The following is a 17228-nucleotide window of genomic DNA, read 5'->3' on the forward strand; positions in this document are numbered from 1 at the left end:
TTTTCGTTCATAGCAAAAAAGACTGCCAGTTGCAGCAGTCTTTCACCTTTTACTTCCATTTAACAAATTCGGCCATAGCCCGTTTGAAGAACGTCCAAACACCGGCTTTTTCCATATCTTCTTTCGCTTCAACAGGACTTTCATGAAGCACTTTTCCATCTTTTTTCAAGATGATGGTGCCAAGTTTCGTTCCTTTTGAAAATGGGGCTGTGACATCTTGAGTTAATTTAATTTCTTTTTTGATCTGATCGACATTTTCGCCTTTTTTCGTTAGAAGAGAAATCGGTTCAGACGTGACAAGCTGAATTTTTTTCTTTTTCCCTTTGCTCACTTTGATCTCTGCTACGTCTTGACCACGCTTGTACAGAGGATGCGTTGTATATTGACTAAAAGCGTAATCCAGCATTTTGACGACTTGGGCGTTTCTGTCTTTTGGTGTACTTGCGCCGAATACAACAGCAATGACGCGCATATTCCCTTTTTTAGCGGATGCAGTTAGACAGTATTTCGCCTCGCCTGTAAACCCTGTTTTCACCCCATCCACACCTGGATAAAATTTAATGAGACGGTTTGTATTCACAAGCCAGAATTTTTTATCCGTGTTCTGACGAAGATAGTCTTCGTATACACCTGTGAACTTGGTGATCTCTTCATATTTCAACAGCTCTTTTGCCATTTTTGCCATATCATGAGCCGTGCTGTAATGATCTTTTTCAGGAAGTCCTGTTGGATTTTGAAAGACCGTTGAGGTGAGTCCAAGCTCTTTTGCCTTTTTGTTCATTTGCTCAACAAACTGTTCTTCAGATCCAGCAATATGTTCTGCCATGGCAACTGAAGCATCGTTTCCTGACGCAATCGCAATGCCTTTTAGCATGTCTTTAACCGTCATTTCTTCTCCCGGTTCAAGGAAAATTTGTGAGCCTCCCATAGATGCTGCATGATCGCTCGTTCTTACTTTATCAGTCATTTTTAATTTTCCTTGATCCATCGCTTCCATGATGAGAAGCATCGTCATGATTTTGGTCATACTTGCAGGGGCAAGCTTTTCATCACTGTTTTTGTTGTAAAGCACTTTTCCCGTGTCACGTTCCATTAAAATCGCTGATTTGGCTTCATGCGCCAATTCTGATGTTTGTTTTTCTCCTGGCTTTTCAATCTTTTCTTTTGCCATCGCTGATGGTGGAACCATTGAGATAAGGATCATTAAAGTAAACAATGCACATATATGACGTTTCAAGTGGCAGACCTCCATTATCGTAATCCTTTCTATTTTTTCCTCATAAAGGCTGTTTTATTCAGAGATCGTTTGATTGCCATAAAAAAAAGCCCTCTGTTTCATGAACAGAAGGCTTTTTCACACGATCTATGAGAGTTGTTTGACAACATCTTTCACTAAATCAAGGAAACTTGCTTTCACTTTTTCCGTCACTTCGATCACTTCATCATGAGAAAGCGGCTGATCTAAAATACCTGAAGCCGCATTAGAGATGCATGAAATACCAAGTACTTTTATGCCTGCATGACGTGCTACAATCACTTCTGGCACAGTCGACATACCGACTGCATCAGCGCCAAGCGTTCTGAGGAAACGAACCTCTGCCGGTGTTTCATATGAAGGGCCAGTCATTCCTGCGTAAACCCCTTGCTGCACAGATATGCCTAAATGTTTAGCCGTTTTCTCTGCAAGTGCCAGCAAATCTTTATCATACGGTGCAGACATATCAGGGAAACGAACCCCTTGACTGTCGTTTGGTCCAATTAACGGATTGGTCCCCATCATATTGATATGATCTGTAATCAACATAAGATCGCCAGGATGGAAGGACGTATTCACACCGCCCGCTGCATTTGTCACAATACATGTTTCAATGCCGATTTCTTTCATTACACGGACAGGAAATGTCACCTGCTTCATATCATACCCTTCATAGTAATGGAAACGTCCTTGCATGGCACAAACGACCGTGCCTTTCAGCGTTCCAATGACGAGCTGGCCTGCATGCCCTTCTACTGTTGAAACAGGGAATCCAGGAATATCTTCATATTTCAATTTGATTGGATTTTCAATCTCATCGGCTAAAATGCCAAGACCTGAACCTAAAATCAATCCAACTGTTGGTACATATGTCGATGCTTGTTTAATATATGCCGCCGCTTCTGAAAACTGTGCTCCCACGTGATTTCCCCCTATTTGAGTTTAGATAAAAAGCTTGTTCCGTATTTTGGCAGCGTTGATTTAAAATTATCTGCTACCGTTGCCCCAAGATCAGCAAATGTTTTCGCTGTTGGTAGCTCATTCGCTTCTTGATGCTTTTTGCTGTAAGCAATAAGCGGAACGTATTCTCTTGTATGATCTGTTCCGTGATGAACCGGGTCATTTCCGTGATCTGCTGTGATCACAAGCAGATCATCCTCTTTTAATAGATCAAACACTTCAGGTAGACGTGCGTCAAATTCCTCTAGTGCCTTACCGTAGCCTTCTGGATCTCTTCTATGTCCGAAAAGCGCATCAAAGTCGACAAGATTTAAGAAGCTCAGCCCAGTAAAGTCTGATTTCAGCGTCTCAACTAGCTTGTCCATTCCATCCATGTTGGATTTCGTTCTGAGTGAAGAGGTGATTCCTTCTCCATCATAAATATCAGAGATTTTTCCGATCGCAATGACATCTAGTCCATCATCTTTCAATTCATTCATGACGGTACGGTCGAATGGTTTTAATGCATAGTCATGACGATTTGGTGTTCTAACAAATGCCCCCGGCTCCCCGACAAATGGACGAGCGATGATGCGCCCTACCATATATTTTTCATCTAAAGTCAGTTCACGTGCGATTTCGCAAATGCGGTAAAGTTCGTCTAATGGCACAACTTCTTCGTGTGCAGCAATTTGCAGCACAGAATCTGCTGAAGTATAAACGATTAAATCGCCTGTTTTCATATGCTCTTCGCCAAGCTCATCAAGAATTTCTGTACCAGACGCTGGTTTATTTCCAATGATGCCGCGCCCTGTTTTTTCTTTTAATTCATTTAACAGTTCATCTGGAAAGCCGTCTGGAAAGACTTTAAATGGTGTGTCGATGTAAAGACCCATGATTTCCCAATGCCCTGTCATTGTGTCTTTCCCGTTGGATGCTTCTTGCATTTTCCCATAATACGCAAGCGGTTTTTCGTCCGCTGGAATTCCTTTAATTTCTTTAATATGACTTAGCCCAAGCTTCGCCATATTCGGCATATGAAGCCCGTTCATTTTTTCAGCAATATGTCCAAGTGTATCTGCACCTACATCATTAAAATCAGCAGCATCAGGTGCTTCCCCGATTCCTACTGAATCCATCACAATGAGGAAAATACGTTTATACTGATAATCAGGCATAAAAAAGCGCCTCCTTCAATATTCTTGTCCTTTCACCTTTCACAACTGGAGAGGTCAGACATCTCAAGTATAAACCGTTTTCAAGTCAATTGACAACCATAAACGGTCCAAACATAAAAAAGCATGATACACGTTCACCGTGCCATGCTTTACTTATGCCCTTGGATGGAATTTGTGATACACGTCTTTTAATCTTGTTTTTGTGACATGTGTGTAAATTTGTGTAGTAGAAATATCGGCATGTCCGAGCATTTCCTGTACGGCTCTAAGATCCGCACCGTTTTCAAGCAAATGTGTCGCAAATGAATGTCTGAGCGTATGAGGCGTCAGTTCTTTTTGAATACCTGCTTCTATGGCTCGTTTCTTTAAGTTCTTCCAAAAGCCCTGCCGCGACATTTTTTTTCCGTGATGATTCAGAAATAAAGCATCGGCCGGCTGTTTTTTGAGCAGCTTGTTTCTGCCTTTTTCTATATACACTTCAATCGCACTTGCAGCAGCTTCACCAATAGGCACGATTCGCTCTTTTCTTCCTTTTCCAAAACAGCGGATAAACCCCATGGTCAGATGCACATCTGCAAGAGTCAGATCAAGCATTTCACTTACGCGAATACCTGTTGCATATAAAAGTTCGAGCATGGCTTTGTCACGGTAGTCAAATGGTGTTTGCTGCTTAGGTGTATCGAGCAGCTTTTCTACCTCATCTAATGATAGAACTTTCGGTAATTTCCGCTCTGTTTTTTGTGATTCAATGTTCCATGACGGGTCATCTGTTGTCACTTTTTCACGGAGCAAAAATTGATGAAAGGAGCGTATCGATGATAGATGACGGACGGACGTTTTACTCGATTTCCCCTCGTCTTTTAACTGTTTTAAATAATGAATAATATGAAGGCGTGTGACGTCTTTTACATCTGTCAATTGTTCATGCGTCATTAAAAAAGACAAATAGCTCTGTAAATCTCTTTTATAAGAGACAATGGTATTTTCAGAGAGTCCTCTCTCTACTGTCATAAAATGAATAAAGTCGGATAATTGATCCTTCAATGGTTTCTACTCCCCGTTTTGATAAAAATAAATCAATCGATCCTGCCAGCTGTCTTGTTTCGGCTGATCCATTTCCATCACTTTTATCGCTGCACCTTCTGGTTTATCATAACGATGATAGCTTTCATATTCTGAATTTATCCATATCATAGCATAATAGAACAGGACGGTAAAACCAGTGAACAAGATAAATACTTTCATTACTTCCCCTGTTGTTTTGAGCCATTTTCGCATGTTCTTCATGTCCTTTCTCGTGTTCTCATTACTTCAGCATATGCCAGGTGGGACAAGGAATATACAGCGAACATGCAAAAAACCTTTTCATTTTGAATGAAAAGGTTCCAATTCGGATTATTTGCCGGATTCATCATCATGACACCGGTGGCAAATACCATGGAATGTCAATCTATGATCCTTAATTTTAAATTTCCAGTCGCGTTCAATAATCTCTTCAACATCTTCTAATAAATCATCTTCTATCTCATCGACTGTCCCGCATTCCATGCAGACAAGATGGTGATGGAAGTGAGCGGCTCCTTCTTTGCGAAGATCATATCGCGAAACGCCGTCTCCAAAGTTAATTTTATCAACAACTTTCAGTTCAGTAAGCAATTCTAACGTCCGATAAACAGTAGCAAGACCAATTTCAGGAGACTTCTCTTTTACGAGGAGGTATACATCTTCTGCACTTAAATGGTCTTCTTCATTCTCAAGCAGTACTCTTACTGTTGCTTCACGCTGTGGCGTGAGCTTATAGCTGGAAGAATGAAGCTGTTTCTTAATTCGATCAATCCGATTTTCCATTGACTTTCCCTCCTACGCCACATTACTTGATCATTATATCAAATGATGTGCAGAGAGCCAACTATAATCATTTTAAATTGATAAATAAATTGATTATTATTTAATAATGATTATAAAATCATCAAAACAGAACACCTGCCAGCTTTTTCATCAGCATGAATGATAAGTATGATTCAAAAAAGGACGAAAGAGCAGCGAGGGTTAAAATCATCAGTAGAACAGAAGCATACCGGCCAAACCAATGGATTGGCGCTTGACTGATGGTTTTTTTCATAAAAAGCTGACCAATTAAACGAATGGAGAACGCAATCGCACAAGTTCCGATCACTAAATACGCTGGAATGAGCAAGATATTTTGAGGAAGCACCGAGACAAAAGATAGAAAAAAACCGCTAAGCCCCATTTGATTGACCAAAAAACCGACAGTAAACCCAACTACAATCCCTTTTAAAAAAATCATCAGAAAAATAAGTGGCAGGCCAATGATGGAAATTCCGAGTATCCACATGAGGCCCAAATATTTCATATGATGTAAAAAGCTTTGCAAAAACATGTCTTTTGATTCTGCTGCTTTCTCATTCGTCAGTTGACCAAAAAATTGATTTAAATAGTAGAATAAATCCTCTTTCTGACTCATTGTCATACTATTGACGATAATGGCTCCAAAAATGACGCCCATTAAAAATAGTACAGAAACAAACAAATAAATTGATAAATGATCTTTCACGTGCTGAAGAAGATGTTCTTTCCAAGACTTTTTCCGCATGCGCCTTCCTCCCAAATAGTAAAGGTTACTAGATTCTATGAGAGAGCAGACGAAACATGACAGTTTTATGAAAAGAAAAACGAGAAAGCAGCTGTACACTGCTTTCTCGTTTCCTTTATCGTGCAGCTTTTTGTACGTTCACAAGCCCAGCGCCATAATAAAAAGGTTCGCCAAGTTTTGTTGCCGTTTTTGTCAGCCTTTCACGCACTTCATCATTTGTCAGATTCGGATGTTTTGATAGAATGACTGCCGCAGCACCAGCTACATGAGGTGATGCCATAGACGTTCCACTCTTATATCCATATTCGTTATGAGGAATGGTACTTAATGTTGAAACGCCTGGTGCTGATACTTCCACTTCTTCCCCAACAGAGGAATCAAAGGCTCTTTGCTTTCGTTGATCCACAGATGCGACTGCCATGACAGAGCTGTATTTGGCCGGGTAATCTATCGTATTAAGTGACCCGTAGCTCCCAGCATTTCCTGCAGATGCGACAATGAGAATCCCGTTGTCATATGCTCGATCTACCGCTTCTTTCAGCGCCTCCGATTCACTTGCTCCTCCCATACTAATATTGATGACATCCATCTCATTCTCAATCGCCCATTCAATGCCTTTAATGATCCAGCTATAATAGCCGTCACCATTTTCATCTGCCACTTTCACCGCATAGATCGAAGCTTTTGGTGCCACACCCACGACGCCTACCTTATTATCTAGTGCTGCGATCGTGCCCGCAACATGGGTTCCGTGTTCATGCGGGTCAACAAGCGGATCGGACTCTGTTGGAACAAAGCTGACACCACCAGTTACATGTAAATCTTCATGCTTGCCGTCGATTCCACTGTCAAGAACAGCTACTTTGACATTCTGTCCGGCATATCCTCGTTTATGTACCTTTTGTGCTTTGATGCTTTTAATGCCATAAGGGACGCTTTGACCGCTTGTTTTCGCTTTTTGGTCTTCCTCAATAAAAGTGACTTCTTTTGCTTGATGTAGTTTTTCTTTTGATGCTTCGTTCAACGAAACTTTCATCATATCTATTTTCTCTATTGATTCTTTCACATGACCGCCAGCTTTTTCAACAAGCTGTTTTTGTGTTTTGTCTTGAACGGAAGAAGAAAAACCAATCATATACTCTTTTTTTGCTTGATCCTTTGCAGATACATCTGATGCGCCGAATGTCATCGATGCCAGCAGCATACTTGCCATACAAAGCCCTGCTCCAAATGATTTGACCTTCACGATACCCACTCTCCCTTTCATTTCTTTTTGTCATTTAACTACATTTTTAGACAAAAAGAAACGACCGTTTGTCCTATTTTTTAAAATTTTTCCAATTATTTGATCTACTTGTCACAAAAAAGCAAAATAAAAATGCTTATGATCCTGTTCATAGCGATCATAAGCATTCCTGCCTTTATGTTTTTTCATCATATGCTGCAAGGCTTCTTGTTTTGTTTTTGTCTTTCTTTCGTGTGTACTAAAATGCGGCATATTTCCTCTCGATTGTTCTGGATTTCGGCTGTGCTGCCTTTGAAGGTGTTCTCTCTTTTTCTTTGCTTTGCTTTTTCCCATTTCGCAAAACCCCTTTCGTTGTCGTTATGATACATGAACGCACCTAAAAAAGATAGACGTATTCACGCCTATCTCAAATTGTTGACAAAAGGCTAAAATGTACTTGATTTTAGCCTTTTGTCTTCTTTTCAGCGTGATAGAAAACCTTTGCAGTCTAGGAAGGACGAGCACTGGCGCGGAGCGAATTTGACATTCGTGAGCACCGGAGCGCAGGACTGACAAAGAATGCGAGGGTTTGTCTACACGCTGAGATAGACGTATACACGCCTATCTTTCTTTTCTCACCATATCAAGATGCGGAATTCCATCCTCATCATAACAATCTGAGACAGCTTCGAAGCCAAACGATTCGTAGAACGATTTCAAATAAGCCTGTGCTTGGATTTTAATCTTTGTTTCGCCTAATTCACTGAGCTTTTTTATCGCCTGATCGAGCAGGATCTTCCCGTAACCTTTTTTCCGGCCGGTCTTCGTCACAAGGACACGGCCAATGGATGCCTCTTTGTACATGATCCCGCTTTGGAAAATGCGGCAATAAGCCACAATCGTGCCGTTCTCTTTTGCGATGACATGCAGCGCCTCTTGATCACGATGATCAATTTCAGGATAAGGACATGTTTGTTCTACAACAAACACATTTACCCTTTCCATTAAAATCAAGTAAAGGTCCTCTTTAGACAGTTGTTCAAATGTGTGACATGTCCATTTAAGTTGATTCATGATTGATATCCACCTTACCGTAGACTCCGCCTCCGCCAGCGATCAGTCCAACTTCACCTTTTCTTGCTTTGATGATGTAATCGGCTGTTTTCTCAGGCAGGACCGCTTTTAATTCTTGTTCTGTTGCTTGATGAAGAATATTCATCTCTGTATGAAAGACAGCTTTTAACTTTTCTAACGTTTTGGCTCCAACACCTGGAATAAATTGAAGGGGAAGCTGGTGAACATAAGGAGGCCTTATTCCTTTGTCACTTTCTTGGTCAGCAAGCTCCTTTAACCGCTCACTCACCCCTTTTGTCATTCGGGTATGGCCGCATGCTTGGCACTTTTCTTGCTCCTGACTGTCAGGTCTTACCCCGCATTTCTCACAGGTCGTATGATAATACTTTCCGAGCCGCGGAGCGAGCCCATAATTTCCAGTGATATTTCTGCCATCTTTTCCTTGAAGCGCTAGCTCAAATTCAGCAAAGGAGGCATGATCCATTCGGATCTTCGTATATTCCCGCGCAATTTTCCCTAAAGAATGGGCATCTGAATTTGTTAAAAAAGAATAACGGTTTAGCTCACTTAGCTGGGAGGCCATAGACGTATCACAGCTAAGGCCAAGCTCAACAGCATCAATGAGTTCTGGATCGAATACTTCGGTTAAAGACGTATTGACCCCTTTGCCGTATAAACTTTTATGTGGCGTAAAAATATGGGCAGGAATAAATAATCCCCCTAGTTCCTTCACCTTATGCTGAAGCGTTCTCCCATCCACATATAACCGCTGTGAACTCAAATGCACATTTTTCATATGAAGAGAAAGCCATGCGGAAAACTCAGACATTTTACGAAGCGTGGGCATAAAGGCAAGCACATGAATCGGACCTTTTGATTGGTCATCATTGATTTCTAGCTCACTGCCTAAAAGCAAAACGGTCTTTCCAAATGATAACCCGCCATCGCTTAGTTCCGTGTATATGCCTTCCTCTACACCTTCTATCAATTCTTCTAGGACTTCAGGAGATTGTGCATCAATCACACCAATCATTCCCATCCCTTTACTTTGAGACGCTTCAATGAGAATTTGGTCAATGGTCAGTGACCTTGCACCTGTAATTTTGACAGCCCTGCCTGTTCTTGTTCGACCAATATGAATATGGATATCTGCAAAGAATTCCCTCATTTTGTAGACTTAAGTACCTCTTGCAATTGTAAGTATTGAATGGCATAGGCTGTTTTCGCATCATAAATATGTTGTTTTTCGATGAGGTGCAGTGCTTCTTCTAGTGAAACTTCCATCACTTCGACAAATTCATCCTCATCCAGCTCTCGTTTTTCTTCAAGCGGGACCAGCTGATCAGCAAGGTAGATATGAACAATTTCATCCGCAAACCCTGGTGATGTATAAAAGGCGGTCAGCTTTTGGAGCGCCTGAGTTGTATAACCTGTTTCTTCTTCTAATTCTCTCAGTGCTGTATGTGCCGGCTCTTCTCCTTTTTCTAATTTTCCAGCCGGAATCTCAACGATGGCTCTCTCCAGTGCTTTACGGTATTGCTTGACCAAAATGATTTTATTTTCGTCTGTACGTGCAATGACTGCTACTGCACCTGGATGTTTAATGATTTCGCGTTTGCCTGGTTTTCCGTTCGGCAATTCTACATCTTCAAGAACCAAGTCAATGATTTTTCCGTTATATAATGTTTTTGACGATAATGTTTTTTCTTCAAAGTCCTTCAATTTTGTCAGCTCCTCGTTCTACTTTCACTTTTTACTTCATTCATTTTAACATAGATGTTTTAAGAGAAGCCAAAATGCGGATGCCTGCTTCAATGCGCCTTTTGAAATCACCTAGCTTGAATTCCAGAATTGTTTCACTTAATGTGAAAGGATAGGAGTGTGATTGAATTGAAAAAAAGACGAATTGGCACCTCTGATCTCTTGGTTAGTGAGGCGGCACTAGGATGTATGTCCCTTGGGACTGAAAAAGAAAAAGCGCTCTCTTTATTAGATGAAGCCATTGATCTTGGGATTAACTATTTGGATACAGCTGATTTATATGATTTTGGAACAAATGAGGAAATCGTCGGGGAAGCCATTAAGAACAGACGCCAAGATTTGATTTTGGCCACAAAAGGCGGCAACCGCTTTGAAAAAGGCAAACCTGGCTGGGACTGGGATCCTTCAAAAGCATATATAAAAGAGGCAGTGAAACAAAGCCTGAAACGACTTCAAACAGATTATATTGATTTATATCAATTGCATGGCGGCACAATTGACGATCCAATTGACGAAACCATCGAGGCATTTGAAGAATTGGTTGAAGAAGGTGTCATTCGCTATTACGGCATATCGTCGATCCGTCCAAATGTCATTAAAGAATACGCCAAAAAATCAAACATCGTGAGTGTGATGATGCAATATAGTTTACTCGATCGCCGCCCAGAAGAATGGTTTTCTCTTCTTGAAGAACAAAGCATTAGTGTCGTGGCAAGAGGTCCTTTAGCAAAAGGATTATTAACTGAAAAACCCCTTTCGCAAGCAAGTGCGGCGATTCAAAAGAACGGGTATCTTGAATATTCATTTGAAGAGCTCCAGCAAATCATTCCTTCGTTAATGAAAGTCGCTTATGACCTATCACTGACAGAGCTGTCCATTCAATACTTGCTCAAGCATTCTGCAGTCAGCTCTGTTGTTTTTGGCGCAAGCTCGGTGAAACAGTTAAAAGAAAATGTGGCAGCGGCAAATGCACGTTCATTAAGCGATCAAGAAGTAAAAGCTTTGTCATATTTCACAAAACAGTCTGTGTATGAGACGCATCGTTTGAATCAATAGAAGACAAATGGAAGAACAGCTTGCCACTTATGTTTTGTTTTAATGTACAACCCTATTGGTGGTGCGATTCTGAAATGAAGTGATACGAGGGAGTCAGACGTGTTTTCAGGCTCATGTAGTATGTTTTCATCTCAATGATATAACATAAAAAAGGGAGCATCGCAGCTCCCTTTTTTAACTTTTATACTTTCTCCAGTCTAAATGACTTTCATCTAGCAGCTCTGAGAAGCTTTTATTTTTTTCTTTTTCTTTCTGTTGCCGAAGGAGGTCTTGTCGTTTTTGTTCTTCTCTTTTTTTTGTCTCAGCGGCCAGGTTCTGCTTCATTTGAAGGAGCTGCTGTTTCACATCATCCTTTATGCCGTCCTTTAGCTTTACTTGATCTTGATTGGTCTTTTTCACTTTGCCTCTCTCCTTTTGTTTTAGTGTATCATCCGTTTTATTTGCTCAGCAAGAGTCACGCCAAACTCCCAACATGTGGTATGATCTTCATAGAAACCCTTCGGAAAGGAAGAATCAGCTTGAAGAAGAAATGGCTCGCTATACTCGCCTTGGTATTATTTCCACTCGCTGCAATCGGCATTTTTTTTACCAATAAAATGATGTATATACGAAAATTAACGGATGAAGAGCTCATCAAACGAGAATCAGATGAAGGGCACTATCATCACAAGGAGTTTCAGCAGCTGCAAAAAGAGAAAGTTTGTATTCCTTCAGCATTTGGTTATGATCTTCATGGCTATTTTGTACCGCTCCCTCATACAACACGCACCATCGTTCTTTGTCACGGGGTTACCGTCAGTTTGATCAATTCCGTGAAGTATATGAAATTATTCCAAAAGCTTGGATGGAATGTGCTGCTTTATGATCATAGAAGACATGGGATGAGCGGCGGAAAAACAACGAGCTATGGATATTATGAAAAAGAAGATTTGGCTCAAGTCGTCAAGTGGCTGAGAAAAAGACTTGGGGAAAAAGCAATCATTGGGATACACGGAGAATCGATGGGCGCAGTCACAACTTTATTATATGCTGCAAAACCGGATGCAAGCGCCAATTTTTACATCGCTGATTGTCCTTTTGCTTCTTTTGAGGATCAGCTTCTGTATCGATTAAAAACGGATTTTCGTCTTTCAGGACAGTGGATTCTTCCACTAAGTGATCAAGTGTTGAAATGGCGGGACGGATACAGCATTCGGCAAGTTTCTCCACTTGATGTAATCGATCAGGTGAAAGAACCTATTCTTTTTATTCATAGCCTCCATGATGACTATATCCCTTGTGAGCAAAGCGAGCAGTTATACGCACGCAAAAAGGGTGATAAACGGCTATTTATTGCGCCACATGGTGCGCATGCGATGTCTTATAGTGACAATAAGGAAGTCTATGAACAAGAGGTCGAAGCATTTCTGGAAGCATTTCAATTTAATCAAAATGAAAGAGGAGAATGAACAGCCGTTCGTCTCCTCTTTTTGCTAACTTATACGATAGTCACCACTGTTGTATGGTGTCTGCCCGCCAGCTCCATATGGCTCTCTTCCGATTGCTGCTGACTCATGACCGATAACCCTGCAGTTGCTGCCAATAAAAGAACTATCAAACTCATTTTCATATAAATGACCTCCATTTTGAATTTTTGATATGGCTTGAATTTTCCTTTCGTAATACCGGGTAGAAACTTCAAATAATCCAAGCTCATTATAATAATGAGCCGCATCAAGTGCCAGTTCCTCAATATCTGGGTATAAACGCTTGTCCTCCAACAAATCTAATGTATCGTCTATGATTTTTATTTCTGCATCAACGTATAATGCTTTTAAAAACTGAAACTTGCAGATGTAAATTTCATCTTCTAATTCACAGGCTTTCATAATACCTTGTTGATAGAGGGTTAACGACTCTTCTATTTGTTTTTGTTTAAACAGGATTTGGGTCAGCATAAATAGTGGGTCTAGAGAGCGATTCAGATGGGTTAAATTCTCCTTTTCAAACACTTCAAGAGAGTCTTTGAGATAGCGACTTGCTGCAGCAAGATCGTTCATTTGGTAATAGCAGTTACCTAAGTTGAAAAGGGCCGAACCTATGACTCGAGGGTTTCCAATTGAGCGTGCTCGCTTTAGAGCATTTTTAAAGTAGGGCAATGCATGTTCATAGCATTTCAAATCATCATAGTTTGCACCGATGACAAATTCACAGTGGATGATTCTCAGCGTGTACGTTCTGTAGGCAGAGTACGTATCTAACGCTTGCAAAGCATAGTGCATCGAAAAGTGGGTTTGTTTCATGTGGTAGTATATTTCTGCTAATTTAAAATAAAATTCTGCTCTTTCTATATCATCTGATATGAGATTGAGCTTTTTTTCTGCGGAACGGTAATAAGCAATGGCGCTCAAATAGTTTCTCTGTTCAAATTCAAACATTCCTGTAAAAAAATGAACATAATATTCAAGCATATCTGTTAATTTGGTCTGCGAATGTTCAATTGTTTCTAGAAGCTTCTTAATCTCCTCATCATTCGAGGCTTTTTTTGCCGGTTCAAAATATTCAAGCATGACCTTATGTCGAAAATCCATCAGCTGGTAAAAAAGCAGCAAGTTCTGATCTTGCTCCATCTCAAGGATTTCCTGCTCGATCTCGGCCTTTAGCTTCTCTGCTTTCATGACATGAAATCCGCAAATCTGCCTATACCATTCGTTTATTTTGATTCCAACCTGAGGCGATGACAGCTTGAGCTTCAATTCACCTTAGCACCTCCCTCCTCATGTACGATACATGTTGTATTCTATCATATTTCCTCGAATGGAAGAAATATGAAATGTCGTTTTTCGTAAAGTTTTCGGTATCCCGCAATAACCGCTTCCATTGCCGATTTTTCGGCATTTACAGTCTCTATTTTTCTCTTTCTACTTTTCTCATTTTGTCGAAATGTTTGTTAAAAATGACTTTTTATCGTTGAAAAATCTCATTTTTCTAATTAGACAGGTCTCCTGTTTGATGAGATGATGATGGCACAAAAAAAGCCCTCTTCAGCAAAGGGCTTATAACACATCTGTTACGTGTTCCATATTCTCTTTTATCCAACTGACTGCTAATTCAAGCGTTGGAAATTCTTCCGTTTCAAATGTGACTTCATCTTGGAGAAGCCAGACGTCCTTTTTTACTGAATCCATTCCACCGATCGACCAGTGCAAAAGGCTATATGGATGATTATTATTTAAAAACGACACCCACGTTTTATTTTGTGCCGTATTTTGTATCACTTTCAGCTTTTGATCCACTACGTTTCCACCTTACTTTACAAGTATACCCATTCTCGGGCTGAGTATTTGTTGAGGACTTTTCAACATAAGTGTATTGGCTTTTTCATTAAAATCAATCGTCATTTCCTCGTCAAAAAACACCTTTTGTGCTGTGTGTATATATAGTTTTAAATGTTGGCTATTTTTAAGTGGTTCCCATTCACCTGTTCTTTCACTTGTTAACCAAAGCATCGGTACGCCACTCACTGCACAGCCACAACCTTCTGAATCGTAGCGAAGCAGTAATTCTTTCGTTTCGTTTCCTGTTTGCTGTTTTTCTATATATGTTTTAGCCAGTTCTGTGATGTGAATATACATGGCGAACATCCTTTTTAAATTGATGCTTACATTGTAACACATAAAACACCATAAAACATGACACACGACTAAATCCGAAAGTCATACTCTTTGAAATACACGCTCTTCTCACTAGGATTATATCTATCTATTGGCTCTTTCTGCATCCTGTTTTTTAGAATTATACTGATGACGCTATCAATTTTAAAAGAAGAAACAGGAGGTTTTAGATCGTGAAAAAAAGATTATCTCTCTGCTTTATCGGGGCGCTGATATTGATGTTGAGTTTCACTATGCCCAACATGAAAGCGGTATCTATCCTTGATGAAGTACGAGAAAGCTATGCGACTTATACGGGATCTGGTTACTCAGGGGGCGCCGCTTTATTAGATCCTATTCCCTCTGACATGAAAATTACAGCTTTAAATCCCCATGACTATAACTATAAAGGGGTAAATGCGGCACTTGCAGGGGCTTACCTTGAAGTAACGGGGCCAAAAGGAAAAACCGTTGTGTATGTAACCGATAAATATCCAGAAGGAGCAAAAGGAGCTCTTGATCTTTCTCCTAATGCCTTTGCCAAAATTGGCAATATGGAAGATGGGAAAATCCCAATTAGTTGGAAAATTATAAAAGCACCGATTAGCGGAAATGTAGCTTACAGAATAAAAGAAGGTAGCAGTGAGTGGTGGGCTGCGATTCAAGTGCGCAATCATAAATATCCGGTTATGAAAATGGAATATTACAAAGATGGACAATGGGTGAACATGGAAAAGACAGACTACAACCATTTCCTTGGCTTTCATATGGGGTCTACATCTCTTCCTGTTCGAATCACAGATATTCGCGGGGTCATAGTAAAGGATCAATTACCCGCTCTTCCATCTACTGCTGCTTCACAGGCCTATATTGTAAAAGGCAATGTTCAGTTTCCTAATTAACGAGATGAAGAGGCAGCTTATTTAAGAGCTTCCTCTCTTCCTTCTTTATCCCAGCGATATGCCTCATTTTCTATTTCTTTTATGATTTCATTCTTTCCCGCCATATAGCTTTGTATATCTTCCGGATACTGTTTTGCTAATTGTTCCTTGACAGACGCATACGCTTCAGATCGTTCTGGGTGGAGTCTTAAGTAATCTCGAAACAATAAATGTCTTTTTACATCAGGATGATTTCTTTCATACACATGGACATGATGCGTACGATTCAAGCCACCCTTTTGAAAAAAACGTCTCCCTTTTATACCATTTTCACCGAGCGCTTCGTATCCAAGGTGTTCAAATCTCTCTTTTTTTCTATCAATCTCTTCTATATCGCTTACTTCTATTAATATATCTATAATTGGTTTGGCAACAAGTCCTGAAACTGACGTGCTGCCTATATGGTATCCTTCTATCCAGCTTTTTTGAATGATTTGCTTGAGTCGCTGCTTTTCTTGACGGAATTCTTCATGCCATTCTTTTTTGAATTCGACAACCTCAACCTTGCGTCGCGGTGTCCATTTCATTTTTGATAGGGTGAGCTCTTTTGCCACATGAATCACATTTGTTTCAAAAAACCCCAATTTTTCATATAGTCTTTTTGCAGGGGTGTTTTCTTGCCCTGTGGTCAGTTCTATCGGGACATTCTTCTCCATAATTGTCGACATAAGTCTTGTTCCAATCCCCTGCTTTAGCGCTTTTGGATGCACAGCCAATCGACTAATGATCAAACAATCTTTCAGCTCTTCATAAGAGACTACACCTAATAAAATATCATTTTGCTCAAAACCAATAAATTGCTCTTTTGCTTTCATGACATCTTGAATGGTCTCTTTTAATGGCGGAAGATCAGCATAGCCAATTTGTTCAGCTTCTTGTTGGTATGCAGCTAGTTGAATATGTAAGATCTGCTTTGCTACATCACTTATTGTGTGATCTAAATGAACAATCATTTCATTGCCTCCAGCTTCTTCACAAATAACACACGGTCTTCATGAATGCCATCGTAATCTGAAAAGACTGAGATGCCATCTACTGTTTTATCTCCCTTTTCTATCTGAAACCCGAGTTTTGTATGGTAAGCAATGGAGACTTTATTGATAGGAGCGGTGACAGCTTTAATGGTTGTTCTTCCTTCCTTTTCAGCCGCTTCATAAAAAGCTTGATAGAGGATTTTACCTATCTTTAATTTACGGTAATCTGGGTGGACACCAACAAAGTGAATATAGGCTTCATCCGAATGAGATTGCGATAAAAAACCAACCAAAAAGCCGATCAGCTCTCCCTTTTCAACGACAACAAAACTTGTTTGCTGGAAATGTTCAAAAAAGAGCTTTGGCAATTTTGCACGCAAATCTCTGCCTCCCCACCAGCTTTGAATGACGGATGTGACTGCGTAAAAATCTGACGGTTTCACTTGACGTATCATGATGGCCTCGCCCCTTTTTCCTTTTTGGCTTTCCTTTGATTCGTTTTTTCTCAAAAATGCGATTGTTTCAATAGTCTACTGTCTGATCAAATGGTTGTAAAGACAGTATGCCAGTCTTTTTTCA

General features: G+C 40.2%; 21 protein-coding genes. 3 read left to right on the top strand and 18 right to left on the bottom strand.

Annotation, left to right across the window (positions count from 1 at the left end; all coding sequences use genetic code 11):
* Positions 1–49: 49 nt before the first annotated feature.
* The 12 genes from ACNO7B_RS10705 to ACNO7B_RS10760 form a co-directional block, all read right to left on the bottom strand.
* On the bottom strand, positions 50–1204 hold the full coding sequence (locus ACNO7B_RS10705) for a D-alanyl-D-alanine carboxypeptidase family protein (RefSeq protein ID WP_202986226.1): 1155 nt from the start codon (positions 1202–1204) through the stop codon (positions 50–52).
* A gap of 159 nt (positions 1205–1363) precedes the next feature.
* Positions 1364–2176, bottom strand: coding sequence for a purine-nucleoside phosphorylase (locus ACNO7B_RS10710; protein ID WP_008344425.1), 813 nt, complete (start codon positions 2174–2176; stop codon positions 1364–1366).
* 11 nt (positions 2177–2187) lie between these two features.
* On the bottom strand, positions 2188–3372 hold the full coding sequence (gene deoB, locus ACNO7B_RS10715; protein WP_417901486.1) for a phosphopentomutase: 1185 nt from the start codon (positions 3370–3372) through the stop codon (positions 2188–2190).
* A 153-nt stretch (positions 3373–3525) separates the two neighbouring features.
* On the bottom strand, positions 3526–4416 hold the full coding sequence (gene xerD, locus ACNO7B_RS10720; protein WP_035702861.1) for a site-specific tyrosine recombinase XerD: 891 nt from the start codon (positions 4414–4416) through the stop codon (positions 3526–3528).
* A 6-nt stretch (positions 4417–4422) separates the two neighbouring features.
* Positions 4423–4650, bottom strand: a complete 228-nt coding sequence (locus tag ACNO7B_RS10725; protein WP_008344420.1) for a YqzK family protein — start codon at positions 4648–4650, stop codon at positions 4423–4425.
* A gap of 117 nt (positions 4651–4767) precedes the next feature.
* Positions 4768–5220 (bottom strand): ferric iron uptake transcriptional regulator, encoded by a 453-nt coding sequence (gene fur, locus ACNO7B_RS10730; protein WP_003215577.1) that lies wholly within the window; start codon positions 5218–5220, stop codon positions 4768–4770.
* Between the two features lie 121 nt (positions 5221–5341).
* On the bottom strand, positions 5342–5986 hold the full coding sequence (gene spoIIM / locus ACNO7B_RS10735; RefSeq protein ID WP_019743100.1) for a stage II sporulation protein M: 645 nt from the start codon (positions 5984–5986) through the stop codon (positions 5342–5344).
* A 115-nt stretch (positions 5987–6101) separates the two neighbouring features.
* Positions 6102–7232, bottom strand: coding sequence for a S8 family peptidase (locus ACNO7B_RS10740; RefSeq protein ID WP_019743101.1), 1131 nt, complete (start codon positions 7230–7232; stop codon positions 6102–6104).
* A 111-nt stretch (positions 7233–7343) separates the two neighbouring features.
* Positions 7344–7565 (bottom strand): hypothetical protein, encoded by a 222-nt coding sequence (locus ACNO7B_RS10745; protein WP_008344413.1) that lies wholly within the window; start codon positions 7563–7565, stop codon positions 7344–7346.
* A 267-nt stretch (positions 7566–7832) separates the two neighbouring features.
* Entirely contained in the window at positions 7833–8285 is a 453-nt protein-coding gene (locus ACNO7B_RS10750; RefSeq protein WP_008343848.1) for a GNAT family N-acetyltransferase, read from the bottom strand.
* The gene (locus ACNO7B_RS10755) at positions 8272–9453 is read right to left on the bottom strand and encodes a TIGR00375 family protein (RefSeq protein WP_058214175.1); all 1182 of its coding nucleotides are present in this window, start codon (positions 9451–9453) and stop codon (positions 8272–8274) included. The genes ACNO7B_RS10750 and ACNO7B_RS10755 overlap by 14 nt, the downstream gene beginning before the upstream one ends.
* Positions 9450–10007, bottom strand: coding sequence for an NUDIX hydrolase (locus ACNO7B_RS10760; RefSeq protein WP_024718940.1), 558 nt, complete (start codon positions 10005–10007; stop codon positions 9450–9452). The genes ACNO7B_RS10755 and ACNO7B_RS10760 overlap by 4 nt, the downstream gene beginning before the upstream one ends.
* Before the next feature lie 168 nt (positions 10008–10175).
* On the opposite strand from ACNO7B_RS10760, the gene ACNO7B_RS10765 reads away from it, so the two are divergent.
* Positions 10176–11102 (top strand): aldo/keto reductase, encoded by a 927-nt coding sequence (locus ACNO7B_RS10765; RefSeq protein WP_191218972.1) that lies wholly within the window; start codon positions 10176–10178, stop codon positions 11100–11102.
* A gap of 174 nt (positions 11103–11276) precedes the next feature.
* Here ACNO7B_RS10765 and ACNO7B_RS10770 read toward each other — a convergent pair whose 3' ends face one another.
* On the bottom strand, positions 11277–11501 hold the full coding sequence (locus ACNO7B_RS10770) for a YqkE family protein (protein ID WP_046343904.1): 225 nt from the start codon (positions 11499–11501) through the stop codon (positions 11277–11279).
* Between the two features lie 119 nt (positions 11502–11620).
* Between ACNO7B_RS10770 and ACNO7B_RS10775 the strand changes: the two genes are divergently transcribed.
* Positions 11621–12550: an alpha/beta hydrolase gene (locus ACNO7B_RS10775; protein ID WP_039963992.1), complete on the top strand. Its 930-nt coding sequence runs from the start codon at positions 11621–11623 to the stop codon at positions 12548–12550.
* Between the two features lie 24 nt (positions 12551–12574).
* Here ACNO7B_RS10775 and ACNO7B_RS10780 read toward each other — a convergent pair whose 3' ends face one another.
* The 3 genes from ACNO7B_RS10780 to ACNO7B_RS10790 form a co-directional block, all read right to left on the bottom strand.
* Positions 12575–13837 (bottom strand): tetratricopeptide repeat protein, encoded by a 1263-nt coding sequence (locus tag ACNO7B_RS10780; protein ID WP_007501069.1) that lies wholly within the window; start codon positions 13835–13837, stop codon positions 12575–12577.
* 300 nt (positions 13838–14137) lie between these two features.
* A complete protein-coding gene (locus ACNO7B_RS10785) occupies positions 14138–14377 on the bottom strand; it encodes a YqkC family protein (protein ID WP_008343836.1) in 240 nt (79 codons plus the stop codon).
* A gap of 12 nt (positions 14378–14389) precedes the next feature.
* Positions 14390–14716, bottom strand: coding sequence for an iron-sulfur cluster biosynthesis family protein (locus tag ACNO7B_RS10790; RefSeq protein WP_024718944.1), 327 nt, complete (start codon positions 14714–14716; stop codon positions 14390–14392).
* Between the two features lie 212 nt (positions 14717–14928).
* Between ACNO7B_RS10790 and ACNO7B_RS10795 the strand changes: the two genes are divergently transcribed.
* The gene (locus ACNO7B_RS10795) at positions 14929–15636 is read left to right on the top strand and encodes an expansin EXLX1 family cellulose-binding protein (RefSeq protein ID WP_096881597.1); all 708 of its coding nucleotides are present in this window, start codon (positions 14929–14931) and stop codon (positions 15634–15636) included.
* A gap of 17 nt (positions 15637–15653) precedes the next feature.
* On the opposite strand, the gene ACNO7B_RS10800 is transcribed toward ACNO7B_RS10795, so the two are convergent.
* Both ACNO7B_RS10800 and ACNO7B_RS10805 read right to left on the bottom strand, forming a co-directional pair.
* Entirely contained in the window at positions 15654–16628 is a 975-nt protein-coding gene (locus tag ACNO7B_RS10800; RefSeq protein WP_417901487.1) for a GNAT family N-acetyltransferase, read from the bottom strand.
* Positions 16625–17104: a GNAT family N-acetyltransferase gene (locus ACNO7B_RS10805; protein WP_144683940.1), complete on the bottom strand. Its 480-nt coding sequence runs from the start codon at positions 17102–17104 to the stop codon at positions 16625–16627. Before ACNO7B_RS10805 ends, ACNO7B_RS10800 begins: the two co-directional genes overlap by 4 nt.
* Positions 17105–17228: the final 124 nt, after the last annotated feature.

Source organism: Bacillus sp. AK25 (assembly GCF_048270685.1).
GTDB classification, from domain to species: Bacteria; Bacillota; Bacilli; order Bacillales; family Bacillaceae; genus Bacillus; species Bacillus altitudinis.